Raw genomic sequence first — 13,040 nt, 5'->3', positions numbered from 1 at the left:
GGCCGCTCCAGCCGAATGGTCGAGGGGTCAGCCGTGGGTTTCCAGGAGGTCGGCGAGGAGGGGGGCGAGGGCGCGGAAGGCGTGGCCACGGTGGCTGATGGCGTCCTTCTCCGCCGCGGGGAGTTCCGCCGTGGTGCGGCCATCGCCGTCGTCAGGGACGAAGATGGGGTCGTAGCCGAAGCCGCCGTCGCCGCGCGGGGCGTCGATCACCCGGCCGGTCATCCGGCCCTCGGCGACGCACTCGGTGCCGTCCGGCAGGGCCACCGCCGCGGCGCAGGCGAAGTGGGCCCCGCGGCGGGCGGGTTCGACGTCGGCGAGCTGGTCGAGCAGCAGCTCCAGGTTGGCCGTGTCCTTGTCACCAGCACCGTCACCAGCACTGGTGCCGAAGCGGCCCGACCAGCGGGCCGACAGCACCCCGGGCATCCCGTTCAGGGCGTCCACGCAGAGGCCGGAGTCGTCGGCCACCGCGGGCAGCCCGGTGTGCGCGGCGATGGCGTGCGCCTTGAGCAGCGCGTTGCCGGTGAAGGTCGGTGCGGTCTCGGGCACGTCGGGGGCGTCGGGGTAGGACTCCAGCCCGACGACCTCGACGCCGTCGAGGATGCGCCGCAGTTCGGCGATCTTCCCGGGGTTGCGGGTGGCCAGCACGACCTTCATGCGCCCAGGGCCTCCCGCTGGAGCCGGGTCAGCTCGGCGCAGCCGCCGAGCGCCAGGTCGAGCAGCGCGTCCAGTTCGGACCGGTCGAACGGCTGGCCCTCGGCGGTGCCCTGCACCTCGACGAACCGGCCGTCGCCGGTGCAGACCACGTTCATGTCGGTCTCGGCCTTCACGTCCTCGGCGTAGCAGAGGTCGAGCCGGGGTTCGCCGCCGATCACGCCGACGCTCACCGCGGCCACCGAGCCGATCAGCGGGTCGCCCTTGGTCAGCCGGCGCTCCCGCATCCAGCGCACGGCGTCGGCCAGCGCCACGTAGGCGCCGGTGATCGCCGCCGTGCGGGTGCCGCCGTCGGCCTGGAGGACGTCGCAGTCGAGCGTCACGGTGTTCTCGCCGAGCGCCTTGAAGTCGACGCACGCCCGGATGGACCGGCCGATCAGCCGCGAGATCTCCTGGGTGCGCCCGCCGAGCCGCCCCTTGACGGACTCGCGGTCGTTGCGGGTGTTGGTGGCCCGGGGCAGCATCGCGTACTCGGCGGTCAGCCAGCCGAGCCCGCTCTCGCGCCGCCATCGGGGCACCGAGTCCTGGACGGACGCCGCGCACAGCACCCGGGTGCCGCCGAACTCGACGAGCACGGAGCCCTCGGCGTGGTCGAGCCAGCCGCGCTGGATTCGGACGTCTCTGAGCTGGTCGGCCGTGCGGCCGTCGGGGCGGGACATGCCCTCACCCTAGCCAACCGGCGGGGACACCGCCGAACGACGCGATCGGCCCCTTCTCCACCGGGGGTTCCCGTGCGATTATGGCGATAAGCCCGCAATTCATGGGCCGCCTTATGCCCGGCCCCGGTGAACTGGACGGTTCCATGGACGACCTGGCCCGCATACGGTGTGATCTGGTTCAGGCCGCGGCGAGCGGAGATCCGGCCGCGGAAATGCGCGGCGTACTCCGCGACCGCCCCGCTCTGGAAACCGTATTCGACGAATCCATGGCGGTCGGCCACGTGCTCGGCTTCTACCAGTTGCAGTTGGGCGAACATGACGGGCGGTCCGTCAGGCTTCATCTGTGGGAACCCGAAAGGGTGGAGGACACCGACGAGGCTGACGACATCCATTCGCATATCTGGGGGTTCCACAGCCACCTGCTGGCCGGATATATCTCCAGCACCACCTATGAGGTCGAGCTGGGCGATTCCGGCCCCGGCGACCTCTATGCGGTCAGCTATTCAAACAACCGTTCACATCGCACCAGAACGGGCACGTGCGCCTCCTGGTGGCAGCGGGCCACCCGGCATATGGAACGCGACGAGCACTACGGCATCGACGGAACCGACTTTCACACCTCCCGGATCGGTGCCGCCGGCGCGGTGACTTTGATCGTCGCGGACGGAAGTGCCGAACGCACTCCCTACGTCATCAGGGAACGAGAACGGCCGAGCACCGAGGAATATCCCTTCCAGTACCTTTCGGGGGACGAACTCAAAAAGGTCTTCCAGCAGGTGCTCACCATGCTCACCCGCTGAGCCGATACCGAACGATCCCCGCTGGCCGCCGGACGGGCGATGTTAGATTGTCCCCGTGGGATTAGTGGAAGAACTGCGCGGTCTCGAACTCCCCGCCGACAGCTTCATCGTCGTGGGCAGCGGGCTGCTGGAGGTGCTGGGGATCCGCCCGGCCGGCGACATCGACGTGATCGTCGCCCAGTCGGTCCTCGGCCTGCTGGAGACACCCCCGTGGCAGGTCGAGGAGCGGGCCGGTGGCAAGCAAGTCCTGTCCCGTGGCCGGTTCGAGGTGAGCACGAGCTGGTCCACGCCGACCGGCGAGGCCGGGCTTGCGGAGCTGCGGACCGATCGCCTGGTCGTGGCCGGGTTCCAGTTCATCAGCATGGCTCGCCTGCTGGCCTGGAAGACCGGGATGCGCCGGGCCAAGGACCTCGACGACATCAAGCTGATCGAGAGTCATCTCGCCGGCCGTCCGGTGCAGCGGCTCGGACCCCCGACAACCGAATGATCTCGGCGACGATCGTCTCGGGCGGGCGTTCCACGTCGAGGCGGTGCAACGGCCACCTCGCCGCGAACTCCGCGCCGATCGCCTCGATCGAGCTCCGGTACTCGGCATAGCGGTCGCGCAGCCGGTCGGGTGCGTCGTCGGGCCGCCGCACGATGGCGGGGGACGCGCAGCAGGCGCCGTCCAGTGACGTCTCGTTCCCGCAGTTGGCGCAGGTCTCCCGGGCGCGGGTGCGCCGCTCGATCGTCTCGGCGGTGACCTCGAAGAGGAACCCGGTGATCGCTGGATCCGCCAGCCCGCCGGCGGCGAGCAGTTCCGGCACGGAGTCGCACTGCCGGACGCTCTTGGGGTACCCGTCGAACACCAGCGGCCCGGGCTCGGCCTCCCGGAACGCGTCCCGCACCGCGCGCAGGTAGACCTCGGGCGGGACGGGTGCGCTCGTCGGCAGGTACTCCATGAGGGTCCGGCGCAGCGCCGCGTCGGGCGACTCCGCGGCGACCCGCCGCAGCATCTCGCCGCTACGCACGGGGCGGGCACCGGTGCGCTCGGCGAACAGCGTCGCCATCGTTGTCTTGCCGGCCCCGGGCGGCCCCATCAGGAACACCGCGGCGAACCCGCCCATCAGCGGGCCCGGTACTGCTGCAGCAGGTCGATGATCTCGCGTTTCAGCTCGCCCACGAACTCCTGTGCGGGGATGTTCCGGAACTCGTCCTCGGAGGCCCACCAGATCTGCGAGTGGTTGGTGGAGTCCGGCTTGTTGTCACCGACCGGGCGGCACAGGAACCGGATTCCCGGGATCACCGGGGCGTCGGGCTCCCTGATCTCGTAGAAGCAGTGCAGGTCCGTCAGGACCTCGACGTCCATGCCCAGTTCGAACTGGAAGTGGCGTTGCACGCCCTCACCGAACGTCTCGGAGTGGCGCAGTTGCCCACCGCACCCCTCGATCTTGCCGGGGAAGAGTTGGCGGTCGGCGGACCTGCGCGCCAGCAGCAGCCGGAGCCTGCGTTCGGAGTCCTCGGCGAAGCACATGCCGGCGATGTGCACCTCGGGGGTCTCGCGCAGCCGTTCCCGCGGCACGAACTGCGACGCGATCTCCGGGGTCACCCAGACCGCCACGTCGCCGATGCCGCGCAGCCGCCGCACCTGGCGCACGAACTTCCCGGAGTCCCGGGGCAACTGGGGGAAGTCGTCCCGGTCGATCACGATGCCGAAGGGACGCGCCTCCCCGCACAGCCGGGAGCACTTGTTGAGGTTGTGGCCGGCCCAGTCGTCGCCGGTGCGGAGCACCTTCCCCCGGACGATCCCCCAGCCCAGGTTCAGCTGGGCGTCGTGCCCGATGCTCTTGCCGAATTCGGCGCAGTGCCGCTGGAAGTCCCGCTCGACCTTGGCGATCGTGTTGAGCACGCGGGCGAGCAGTTGCGTCACCTCGCGCTGTGTCTGGTTCGGGGGAAGTTGCGAAAGCAGGAGTGCGCCGTCGCCCAGCGGTTTCACGCTGTAGCGCTCCGCGGGGAAGTGCTTGTGCAGGATTTTCAGATAGCCGCCGATAAAGCTGTCGAGGTTGATGAAAACCTCATTCGCCTCGGACCATTTGGTGAACCCTCGGACGTCAACGAATATCACCAATGCCGTCTGATCTTCAGCCACTGTGGGGGGCTCTCTTTCCGTCACGCGACGATTCTATCATCCGATCTTGAAGTGACCCTGCACTCACGCGAGAAGGCATCCGGTGCGTACAGCTCCGACAAATCGCGCTTAATTTCCAATCCGCGACACCGTGTCGTTCGCGCAACTCACTTAACATGGGAGAATTCCACAGCTCGCTGAAGCTGTTCCGCCGGAGCGAGCCAACGAAGTAGTTCTTGTGCCCGCCCCAGTCGCTCACCACGTTGCAGCACATCTTGAGCCGTCCTTGATAGTCGATCGCCGCGGCGGCGACCGTGGCGTTGCACGGGTGGGTGCGCACGTAGTCCCCGTCAGACAGGGACCGCACCGTTCCGCCGCGGTCGAGGAAGTGCGCGGCGATATCGGGGAGGAGCAGTTCCACCCGCACCGAGGACCGCTGGACGACCGCCATCATCCCGTTGTGCTGCCGGACCGGATGCACCGGGAAGTCCGCGCCCAGCGCGGTTCTGGCCCAGTTCCGGACGCTCGCCACCTGCTCCCGCGGGTCGGCCTCCGCCCGCCGCGGGTACCGGGTGATCCGCATGCGCGCCACCCCGGCCGAACTCAGCCTGCCGAAGAGGCCGGGGCTCATGTAGTCGCCGTTCGTGTACAGCGTGAGGGAGGCGGCCGGCAGGGTCTCGTGCGCCAGGATGTACTCGTCCACGATCCGGTCGCTGGCCAGCGGTTCGTTGTAATTGTGCAGCGACAACTCACTGCGGAAGTCGATGGATCGCAGGTCGTTCAGTATCTTGACAAAGAGCCGCCAGGGCATATGGCGCTGCTCCGAACGGTCCACGACCACGCCGTTAGGGCACCATAAGCATTTTCTGTTGCACTTCCTGGAGGTCTCCAGCTCAACAAAATCCGGCCAATTGGTCTCCGGCGTCTCGGGACCCTTGCCCGGCGTTTCCATACTGGATCCTCGCCACTAGATGCATCCACCGCCGCGGACGCATTAGCTGCGATTGTCCCTTAGATCCCCCGGTCCAGCCAGACCCAGTAATGTGTATATTTCCACTCAGCCATGCGCTCGCCTACAGTACGTACCGGTCCCCTTCGCGGGCGAGCGTGATGTCGCCGGAGAAGCCGCTTTCCTTGGCGGCCGTGAGCGTGCGCTGCGGCCCGTCCGTCTCCCAGGGGATGAGGTGGGTCAGCACGAGCTTGTCCGCCCCCGCCCGGATGGCGTGCTCTCCCGCCTCGCGGCCGGTGAGGTGGAGGTCAGGGGTCAGGCACCGCTCGGACCAGGAGGCCTCGCACAGGAACATGTCCGCCTGATCGGCGAGGCGCACCAGGGTGTCGGACTCGCCGGTGTCGGCCGAGTAGGCGAAGGCCGCCCCGCCCTGCTCGATCCGGAGGCCGAAGGTCTCGGTCGGGTGGTTCATGCGCGCCGTCGTCACCGCGAAGGGCCCGATGTCGAACGACCCCGGGGTCAGCGTCTGGAAATCGAACGACTCCTGCATCCCGATCCCCGGCCCGGGGGAGAGGTTGCACGCGCGGGCGAGTTGCGCCTCGGTGTCGGCCGGTCCGTAGACGGGGATCTTGGGCATCATGCCCTCGGGCCCGAAGCGCCGCGCCACCCAATAACCGCAGAGGTCGATGCAGTGGTCGTAGTGCAGGTGGGAGATGTAGATGGCGTCGATGTCGTGCACGTCGTGATACCGGGCGAGTGCGCCGAGCGCCCCGCTGCCCAGGTCGATCATCAGGGTGAACCCCTCGGCTTCGACCAGGTAACAGGACGCGGCGTTCTCAGGGCCGGGGAAACTGCCGGAGCAGCCAATGATGGTGACCCTCACACTCGACTCCTCACTCGTGTCATTCGGGACGGCTTTCGGTCAGGCCAGGGGGGCGAGTGCGGACTCGACCTGTCCGATCTCCGGGCCGAGGAAGCGGCGACCGAGGGCGGCGAAAACGGCAGGGTCTCCGGTGGCGAGGAACCGGTGAACGGGCGGGGGCAGCGTGACAGCCCGTGCCAGACCCTGGTCGTGCAGCACTCGATAGACGTCCTTGGCGGTTTCGTCGGCACTCGAAACCAGTGTTACCCCGTCTCCGACCACGTAAGAGATCACACCGGTGAGTAGTGGGTAGTGGGTGCACCCGAGGATGAGGGTGTCGCAGCCCGCCGTGGAGATCGGCCGCAGGTATTCGCGCGCCGCCGCGAGCAGCTCGTCGCCCATCGTCACCCCGCTCTCCACGAACTCCACGAAACGGGGGCAGGCCACCCCGGTGAGCTCGATGTGCGGGGCGGCGGCGAAGGCGTCCTCGTAGGCGCGGCTGGTGACGGTCGCGTGGGTGGCGATCAGGCCGACGCGCCCGTTGGTGGTGGCGCGCGCCGCCCGGCGGGTGGCCGGCTTGATCACTTCGACGATGGGGACGTCGTAGCGTTCGCGGGCGTCGCGCAGCATCGCGGCGCTGGCGCTGTTGCAGGCGATCACGAGCATCTTCACGCCCTCGGCGACGAGGGCGTCGAGCATCTCCAGGGCGAACGCGCGGACCTCCGCGATCGGCCGAGGTCCGTAGGGCTGTCGCGCCGAGTCACCGAGGTACAGAATGGGCTCGTCCGGCAACTGGTCGAGAATCGCCCGAGCGACGGTCAGGCCCCCGAAGCTGCTGTCGAATATCCCGATCGGCGCATCAGACATGGTCCATTAGGCTAGGCGACAACCTGCGAAATCAGTGTGTCATGCGTCGTACATCACAGGTGGCGCGTCGCGCCGGGGCCTGGGCCTTCCGAACCGGGGGCGTGGGGTCAGCCGCGACCGGCCCGGGCGATCTGGCGGCTCTGCGCGACCAGCCGGCCGGCCGAGTCCCAGATCTCGACTTCCTCGTCGAACCAGCCGTCGCTGAACAGCCGGCCGCCGGCATGCATCGCCAGCCAGCCGGGGGCGGGAACGCCGCGCATGTGCCAGGTCAGCTCGACGGTGGGCGCCCAGCCCTTCACCCCCAGGTTCAGTACCACCGGGGGCAGCGCGTCGACCGCCAGCGCCAGGACGGCCGCGTCCGGTTCGTGGCCGGGCAGCCGGAACCAGCCGCGCATCTCGGGGCGGCCGATGGGACGCCCGTCCAGCCAGCCCAGGGTGGACGTGTCGAAGCGGAGCTCGACCCGGTCGGCGAAGCTGTCGCCGCCCGGGCGGCGGGCGGGGGTGGAGCATTCGTCGAGGGCCGGCATCGCGGGCGCCGCCCCGGCCCAGCCGGCGGCGGCACCGGCGGTGAGGGTGCCGGTGGTCATCGTGGCGTCGAGCAGGGTGCGGCCTTCCTGGACGACGGCGAGCCGCAGCGTCGCCACGCTGCGCCCGGCCCGGAGCGTCTCGACCGTGATCTCGGCCGGGCCGCCCCGGCCCGCCCGCAGGAAGGTGGTGGCGGTGGAGATGGGGTGCGGGAACGGGGAGGCGTCGTGGGCGGCCTTGGTCAGCAGGGCCATCAGGTAGCCGCCGTTGATGACTCCGCCGAAGGCGAATCCGGGGTCGAGATCGGCGCGGTAACGGCCCTCGGCCACCCGGTGGACTGCGGTGGCCGCGTCGAACTCGCTCATGCGCACCCCGATTCTAGAATCCTATTCCAGGACGCAGCATATCGGTTTCCGGATGTCGGGGTCATGGGGCCCTCCTCCTACCAACTACGCTGGCCCCACCCATTCCTCTGCGGAGACGATCTGTGACGCTGCACGAATCGAAGCACGGCGGTTTCGGCGACCTGGGCCGGTTTCACCAGCATTTCCTCGGCGACCAGTCCCGCTCCCCCTCGCTTCCGCCACAACCACCCGTTCCCCGGCGGCCGCAGCGGGCGCTCTACGAGCACGCCGACCCGGGACCGCTCCGGATCGACGACCCCTCGGCCGAGCCCGACTGCTTCGACCAGCTGGCCCGGCTGGCCCAGCCGGAGAACTGGGCGGGCCCGGCCGCCGCGCGGCACGACGACACCTGGACGCTGCGCGAGTACGTCGAGCAGACCTTCGAGCGGCACCACCGCCGGCAGGCCGTCCCGACCTCGCCCGACGGCACCCGCACCGTCTTCAACACCGGGCTGGCCACCGTCCGGCAGGAGACGATCTACGGGCTGTTCACGCGCAACCCCGACCCCCAGGGGCCGCCGTGGCGGTTCGACACCTGGCTGCCCGAGAGCGACCGCGGGCTGACCGACCACTTCGCCGAGCCGCCCGGGTTCGCCGAGTACACCGACCACCCCGCCGACCTCGTCTACGACCGGCGGCACGAGCTGGTGGTGGTACCCGCGCGCCTGCTGGAGTCCGACGGCAACCTCGCCGCGCTGCCCGATCCGCTGCGCAGCAACCCCTACCAGGCCGGGCTGGTGCTGGAGGGCGCGGTGCGCCGGGCGGAGACCCGGGTGCACCGCGACCACCGGGCCGCGGTGCCCTGCTGGGACCCGGACCTGGAGCGGGTCCAGTTGCTGCTCCCGCTCTCGCTCACCCGGCCCGAGACGGTGGACGTGGCCCTGCTCGTCGCCCGGGAGGGCGAGACCTACCGCGGCCGGATGCTGCTCGGCCTCGATCTCGCCCATGCCCGGGCGCGCGTCATCTCCCGGGCCGAGGAGTGGCTGGACGCCTGATCAGGCCCAGAGCTGGCCCTCCAGCCGGGCCTCGGCCTCCTCCAGGGTGCCGTTGTAGGCCCCGGTGGACAGGTACTTCCAGCCGCCGTCGGCGACGATGAAGGCGATGTCGGCGCGCTCACCGGCCTTGACGGCCTTGGCCGCCATGCCCAGCGCCGCGTGCAGGGCGCCGCCGGTGGAGATGCCGGCGAAGATGCCCTCCTGCTCCAGCAGCTCCCGGGTGCGGCGCAGCGCGTCGCGGGAGCCGACGGAGAACCGGGTGGTCAGCACCGACTCGTCGTACAGCTCGGGGATGAACCCCTCGTCGATGTTGCGCAGGCCGTACACCAGCTCGCCGTACCGCGGCTCGGCCGCGACGATCTTGACCTCGGGGACCTGCTCGCGCAGGTAGCGCCCCACGCCCATCAGCGTCCCGGTGGTGCCCAGCCCGGCCACGAAGTGGGTGATCGTGGGCAGGTCGGCGAGCAGTTCGGGGCCGGTGCTCTCGTAGTGCGCCCGGGCGTTGGCCTCGTTGCCGTACTGGTAGAGCATCACCCAGTCGGGGTTCTCTGCGGCCAGGCCCTTGGCCACCCGGACCGCCTCGTTGGACCCGCCGGCGGCCGGGGAGAAGATGATCCGGGCCCCCCACATCTCCAGCAGCTGGCGGCGCTCGGCCGAGGTGTTCTCGGGCATCACGCAGATCATCTGGTAACCGCGCAGCTTGGCCACCATCGCCAGCGAGATGCCGGTGTTGCCGGAGGTCGGCTCCAGGATGGTGCACCCCGGGGTGAGCAGCCCGTCCTTCTCGGCCTTCTCGATCATCCAGAAGGCGGGACGGTCCTTCACCGAGCCGGTCGGGTTGCGGTCGTCCAGCTTGGCCCACAGCCGCACTTCGGGCGACGGCGACAGTCGGGGCAGGCCGACCAGCGGCGTGCCGCCGACCGAGTCCAGCAGCGATTCGAAGCGCATGCGGCTCAGCCGCCGGCCACTGCGGGAAGCACGGTGACGGTGTCGCCGTCGGAGAGCTCGGTCTCCAGCCCGCCCAGGAAGCGCACGTCCTCGTCGTTGAGGTAGACGTTGACGAACTTGCGCAGGCCCTTCTCGTCGACCAGCCGCTCACGCAGGCCGGGGTGGCGGGAGTCCAGGTCGGCGAACAGTTCCTCGATGGTGGCGCCCTTGCCCTCGACCACCTTGTTGCCGTCGGTGTAGGTGCGCAGGATCGTCGGGATACGGACCTCGATCGCCATCGTGGTGATCTCCTTAACGTCGTGGTGGTAACCGGCGCCCCCGCGGAACAACGCGGCGGGGCACCGGCGGATTCCGGAACCGGTGGCGGGGCTCAGCGACAGTCGTAGACGACTTCGGCGCGCGAATGCCCGAACAGGAAGCTCTGGACGACCGGCGGCACGGCGCGAGGCGGCACGGGCTCGATCGTCTGCATGACCCCGAGTTTACCGATTCAGCCGTAGGCCTCCACGACGCGGACCTCCTCCTCGGTCACCTCGCCGTCCACGATGCGGTAGGAGCGGAACTCCTCGGTGTCGGGGTCACGGGTGGAGACCAGGACGTAGTGCACGTTCAGCCCGACCGGCGACTCGGTGGCGATGCCGATGTCCGTCCGCGACGGGTACGCCTCGGTGGCGGTGTGCGAGTGGTAGAGGACGACCGGCTCCTCGTCGTCGTCGTCCATGTCCCGCCACACCTGGAACTGCTCGGTGGAGTCGAACTGGTAGAAGGTCGGCGAACGCGCCGCGTTGATCATCGGGATGAAACGGGTGGGCCGGCCGGACCCCACGGCGCCCGCGATGATGCCGCACGCCTCGTCCGGGTGGTCGGCGCGGGCATGCGCAACGATCTTCTCGACGAGGGCACGTTCGATGGTCAGCATGGCTCCGAGGTTACCCAGCGGGCCCCGCGCCGCTCATCCGGCCTCCAGGGCCCGGACGAGGGCGTCCTGGATGCCGGTCAGCCGGTCGTAGGCCGCGTACAGCGGGTACCGGGGGTCCTCCCAGTCGACCTCCTCCTCGTACCGCTCCTCGGTGATTTCCAGCCGGGTGCCCAGCGCCAGCCGCACGTCGTTGAGCGCGCGCAGCCACGCGTGGGACTCGCCCTCGTCGAGGACGACCCGCTCGCCGGGGCGCAGCGTGTCGAGCACGGTCTGCGCGGCGGCCCGCTTGCCGTCCCGCAGCCCCGCCTCGGTGTACCGGCGGAACTCGCCGGCCGCCTCGTCGTCGCCCTGGTAGGCGTCCGGGAGCAGCCGGGCGAGCACCGGGTCGTCGGGCGGCCTCGCGTCCGTCGCGATGCCCAGCGCGGCCAGTTCGTCGCCCGGGTCGGGCGGGTCGCCGAGCAGGGCCAGCAACTGTTCCACCAGGGCGCGCAGCAGTTCCGCGTCGTCCCGCACCAGCAGGAGCGCCACGCCCTTCTCGTCACGTCCGATCCAGCTCATCAGTCGTCCCGTTTCACGGTCGCCCACAGCCCGTAGGAGTGCAGGATCTCGACGTCGCGCTCCATTTCCTCACGGGTGCCGCTGGCCACCACCGCCCGGCCCTTGTGGTGGACGTCGAGCATCAGCTTCTCGGCCTTGGACTTGGTATAGCCGAACACCGTCTGGAACACGTACGTCACATACGACATCAGGTTGATCGGGTCGTTCCAGACGATCGCCAGCCAGGGCCGGTCGGCCGCGTGGTCCTCCTCTGACTTCGGCCGGTCGAGCTCCACCGGCGCAGTGCCCGTCGGGCTCACTTTGGCGTGCCTCCCCCCGTCGGATGACCTGCTTTCCATCGTGCACACATCGCAGCCTAGGGTTCCACTCGTGGACCTCGGCTACAGCACGGCACTCCTGACAGATCACTACGAACTGACCATGGTGCGGGCCGCGCTGCACAGCGGGGTGGCGCAGCGGCGCGCCGTCTTCGAGGTGTTCGCCCGCCGGCTGCCGCCCGGCCGGCGGTACGGCGTGGTGACGGGCACCGGGCGGCTGCTGGACGCGCTGGCGGCGTACACCTTCGACGAGGCGGCGCTGGAGTACCTGACCTCCCACGGGGTGCTCGACGAGGCCACCGCCACCTGGGCGGCCGGCTACCGGTTCACCGGGAACGTCTGGGGCTACGCCGAGGGCGAGTGCTTCTTCCCCGGCTCGCCGATCCTCGTCGTCGAGGGGACGTTCGCCGAGGCGGTCGTGCTGGAGACGCTGGTGCTGTCGATCCTCAACCACGACTGCGCGATCGCCGCCGCCGCGTCCCGGATGGCGACGGCCGCCGGCGACCGCCCACTGATCGAGATGGGCTCCCGGCGCACCCACGAGGAGGCCGCGGTGGCGGCGGCCCGAGCCGCCTACGTCGCCGGGTTCGCCACCACCTCCAACCTGGCGGCCGGGCGGCGGTACGGCCTGCCCACGGCGGGCACCGCGGCGCACGCGTTCACCCTGCTGCACGACGGCGAGCGGAACGCCTTCGCCGCCCAGCTCGCCGCGCTCGGCCCCGACACGACCCTGCTGGTGGACACCTACGACGTGCCCCGGGCGGTCCGCACCGCGGTGGACCTGGCCGGGCCGGCGCTCGGCGCGGTGCGCATCGACAGCGGCGATCTCGGCGCGGTGGCCCGCGAGGTGCGGGAGCAGCTCGACTCGCTGGGCGCCCCCGGCACCCGGATCGTGGTGACCGGCGACCTCGACGAGTACGGCATCGCGGCGCTGGCGGCCGCACCGGTGAACGGCTACGGCGTGGGCACCTCGCTGGTCACCGGATCGGGCGCGCCGACCGCCTCGCTCGTCTACAAGCTGGTGGCGCGCGCCGACTCCGCCGCGCCCGGCTCGCCGCTGCGCCCGGTGGCCAAGCGCTCGGTGGGCAAACCCAGCCGAGGCGGGCGCAAGGCGGCGCTGCGCCGGCGGAACTCCCACGGCACCGCCACGGCCGAGGTCGTCACGCTCGGCGAGCCGGCGCCCGCCCCGAACGACCGGGTGCTGCTGCGCCCCCTGGTCCGGAACGGCGAGATCGTCGGCCGCGAGCCCCTCGCCGCGGCCCGCGACCGGCACGCCGCCGCCCTCCGCGAGCTGCCGCCCACCGCCCGGCAGCTCTCCGCCGGCGACCCGGCGGTTCCCACCGAGTTCCTCGGCAGGCCCTGATCGGGCGCTGAGCGTCAGAACAGGACATGCGGGGTAGCGTCCATATCGGTCCGGGA

The 13,040-nt window shown here is 70.3% G+C and carries 17 protein-coding genes; 4 read left to right on the top strand and 13 right to left on the bottom strand.

Going from position 1 to position 13,040, the window contains the following annotated elements; genetic code table 11:
• Window positions 1-27 precede the first annotated feature (27 nt).
• Both rdgB and rph read right to left on the bottom strand, forming a co-directional pair.
• Window positions 28-654 carry an RdgB/HAM1 family non-canonical purine NTP pyrophosphatase gene (gene rdgB / locus DPM19_RS08550; RefSeq protein ID WP_111864489.1) on the bottom strand — a complete coding sequence of 209 codons (627 nt, stop codon included), beginning with the start codon at window positions 652-654 and terminating at the stop codon, window positions 28-30.
• Entirely contained in the window at window positions 651-1,370 is a 720-nt protein-coding gene (rph, locus tag DPM19_RS08545; protein WP_111864487.1) for a ribonuclease PH, read from the bottom strand. The genes rdgB and rph overlap by 4 nt, the downstream gene beginning before the upstream one ends.
• A 143-nt stretch (window positions 1,371-1,513) precedes the next feature.
• Between rph and DPM19_RS08540 the strand changes: the two genes are divergently transcribed.
• Together DPM19_RS08540 and DPM19_RS08535 are read left to right on the top strand one after the other, a co-directional pair.
• Window positions 1,514-2,170, top strand: a complete 657-nt coding sequence (locus DPM19_RS08540; RefSeq protein ID WP_146778777.1) for a hypothetical protein — start codon at window positions 1,514-1,516, stop codon at window positions 2,168-2,170.
• Between the two features lie 55 nt (window positions 2,171-2,225).
• Window positions 2,226-2,657, top strand: coding sequence for a hypothetical protein (locus DPM19_RS08535; protein ID WP_146778776.1), 432 nt, complete (start codon window positions 2,226-2,228; stop codon window positions 2,655-2,657).
• Here the strand turns inward: DPM19_RS08535 and DPM19_RS08530 are convergent.
• The 6 genes from DPM19_RS08530 to DPM19_RS08505 form a co-directional block, all read right to left on the bottom strand.
• Entirely contained in the window at window positions 2,590-3,276 is a 687-nt protein-coding gene (locus DPM19_RS08530) for a nucleoside monophosphate kinase (RefSeq protein ID WP_111864478.1), read from the bottom strand. The two genes, DPM19_RS08535 and DPM19_RS08530, sit on opposite strands and share 68 nt — an antisense overlap.
• The gene (locus DPM19_RS08525) at window positions 3,276-4,145 is read right to left on the bottom strand and encodes an NUDIX domain-containing protein (protein ID WP_158566727.1); all 870 of its coding nucleotides are present in this window, start codon (window positions 4,143-4,145) and stop codon (window positions 3,276-3,278) included. The genes DPM19_RS08530 and DPM19_RS08525 overlap by 1 nt, the downstream gene beginning before the upstream one ends.
• 145 nt (window positions 4,146-4,290) lie before the next feature.
• A complete protein-coding gene (locus DPM19_RS08520) occupies window positions 4,291-5,229 on the bottom strand; it encodes a radical SAM/SPASM domain-containing protein (RefSeq protein WP_146778774.1) in 939 nt (312 codons plus the stop codon).
• A gap of 121 nt (window positions 5,230-5,350) precedes the next feature.
• Complete coding sequence (locus DPM19_RS08515) at window positions 5,351-6,109, bottom strand: MBL fold metallo-hydrolase (protein WP_111864470.1); 759 nt, start codon at window positions 6,107-6,109, stop codon at window positions 5,351-5,353.
• 39 nt (window positions 6,110-6,148) lie between these two features.
• Window positions 6,149-6,955 carry a glutamate racemase gene (gene murI / locus DPM19_RS08510; RefSeq protein WP_111864467.1) on the bottom strand — a complete coding sequence of 269 codons (807 nt, stop codon included), beginning with the start codon at window positions 6,953-6,955 and terminating at the stop codon, window positions 6,149-6,151.
• A 107-nt stretch (window positions 6,956-7,062) separates the two neighbouring features.
• Entirely contained in the window at window positions 7,063-7,845 is a 783-nt protein-coding gene (locus DPM19_RS08505) for a thioesterase family protein (protein WP_111864465.1), read from the bottom strand.
• A 122-nt stretch (window positions 7,846-7,967) separates the two neighbouring features.
• Between DPM19_RS08505 and DPM19_RS08500 the strand changes: the two genes are divergently transcribed.
• Window positions 7,968-8,879, top strand: a complete 912-nt coding sequence (locus DPM19_RS08500; RefSeq protein ID WP_158566726.1) for a DUF3825 domain-containing protein — start codon at window positions 7,968-7,970, stop codon at window positions 8,877-8,879.
• Here the strand turns inward: DPM19_RS08500 and DPM19_RS08495 are convergent, their stop codons facing one another.
• The 5 genes from DPM19_RS08495 to clpS form a co-directional block, all read right to left on the bottom strand.
• Window positions 8,880-9,827: a PLP-dependent cysteine synthase family protein gene (locus tag DPM19_RS08495; protein ID WP_111864460.1), complete on the bottom strand. Its 948-nt coding sequence runs from the start codon at window positions 9,825-9,827 to the stop codon at window positions 8,880-8,882.
• A gap of 5 nt (window positions 9,828-9,832) precedes the next feature.
• A complete protein-coding gene (locus tag DPM19_RS08490; RefSeq protein ID WP_111865045.1) occupies window positions 9,833-10,105 on the bottom strand; it encodes a MoaD/ThiS family protein in 273 nt (90 codons plus the stop codon).
• Window positions 10,106-10,317: 212 nt separating this feature from the next.
• Window positions 10,318-10,746 (bottom strand): Mov34/MPN/PAD-1 family protein, encoded by a 429-nt coding sequence (locus tag DPM19_RS08485; RefSeq protein ID WP_111864458.1) that lies wholly within the window; start codon window positions 10,744-10,746, stop codon window positions 10,318-10,320.
• A 33-nt stretch (window positions 10,747-10,779) separates the two neighbouring features.
• Entirely contained in the window at window positions 10,780-11,304 is a 525-nt protein-coding gene (locus DPM19_RS08480) for a DUF2017 domain-containing protein (RefSeq protein WP_111864455.1), read from the bottom strand.
• On the bottom strand, window positions 11,304-11,603 hold the full coding sequence (clpS, locus tag DPM19_RS08475) for an ATP-dependent Clp protease adapter ClpS (protein ID WP_233509975.1): 300 nt from the start codon (window positions 11,601-11,603) through the stop codon (window positions 11,304-11,306). The genes DPM19_RS08480 and clpS overlap by 1 nt, the downstream gene beginning before the upstream one ends.
• Before the next feature lie 121 nt (window positions 11,604-11,724).
• On the opposite strand from clpS, the gene DPM19_RS08470 reads away from it, so the two are divergent.
• Entirely contained in the window at window positions 11,725-12,984 is a 1,260-nt protein-coding gene (locus DPM19_RS08470; RefSeq protein ID WP_233510012.1) for a nicotinate phosphoribosyltransferase, read from the top strand.
• Window positions 12,985-13,040 lie beyond the last annotated feature (56 nt).

Origin of the sequence: Actinomadura craniellae, from assembly GCF_003289645.1 — a bacterium.
Lineage (GTDB): Bacteria > Actinomycetota > Actinomycetes > Streptosporangiales > Streptosporangiaceae > Actinomadura_D > Actinomadura_D craniellae.
The sequence above is the reverse complement of the archived record's forward strand: the minus strand, read 5'-3'. Positions and strand labels throughout refer to the sequence as shown.

What these genes read in the sequence shown, in the direction of transcription:
- rdgB (WP_111864489.1), bottom strand. Translation starts at nt 654, where the DNA reads ATGAAGGTCGTGCTGGCCACCCGCAACCCCGGGAAGATCGCCGAACTG.
- rph (WP_111864487.1), bottom strand. Translation starts at nt 1,370, where the DNA reads ATGTCCCGCCCCGACGGCCGCACGGCCGACCAGCTCAGAGACGTCCGA.
- DPM19_RS08540 (WP_146778777.1), top strand. Translation starts at nt 1,514, where the DNA reads ATGGACGACCTGGCCCGCATACGGTGTGATCTGGTTCAGGCCGCGGCG.
- DPM19_RS08530 (WP_111864478.1), bottom strand. Translation starts at nt 3,276, where the DNA reads ATGGGCGGGTTCGCCGCGGTGTTCCTGATGGGGCCGCCCGGGGCCGGC.
- DPM19_RS08520 (WP_146778774.1), bottom strand. Translation starts at nt 5,229, where the DNA reads ATGGAAACGCCGGGCAAGGGTCCCGAGACGCCGGAGACCAATTGGCCG.
- murI (WP_111864467.1), bottom strand. Translation starts at nt 6,955, where the DNA reads ATGTCTGATGCGCCGATCGGGATATTCGACAGCAGCTTCGGGGGCCTG.
- DPM19_RS08505 (WP_111864465.1), bottom strand. Translation starts at nt 7,845, where the DNA reads ATGAGCGAGTTCGACGCGGCCACCGCAGTCCACCGGGTGGCCGAGGGC.
- DPM19_RS08495 (WP_111864460.1), bottom strand. Translation starts at nt 9,827, where the DNA reads ATGCGCTTCGAATCGCTGCTGGACTCGGTCGGCGGCACGCCGCTGGTC.
- DPM19_RS08490 (WP_111865045.1), bottom strand. Translation starts at nt 10,105, where the DNA reads ATGGCGATCGAGGTCCGTATCCCGACGATCCTGCGCACCTACACCGAC.
- DPM19_RS08485 (WP_111864458.1), bottom strand. Translation starts at nt 10,746, where the DNA reads ATGCTGACCATCGAACGTGCCCTCGTCGAGAAGATCGTTGCGCATGCC.
- DPM19_RS08480 (WP_111864455.1), bottom strand. Translation starts at nt 11,304, where the DNA reads ATGAGCTGGATCGGACGTGACGAGAAGGGCGTGGCGCTCCTGCTGGTG.
- DPM19_RS08470 (WP_233510012.1), top strand. Translation starts at nt 11,725, where the DNA reads ATGGTGCGGGCCGCGCTGCACAGCGGGGTGGCGCAGCGGCGCGCCGTC.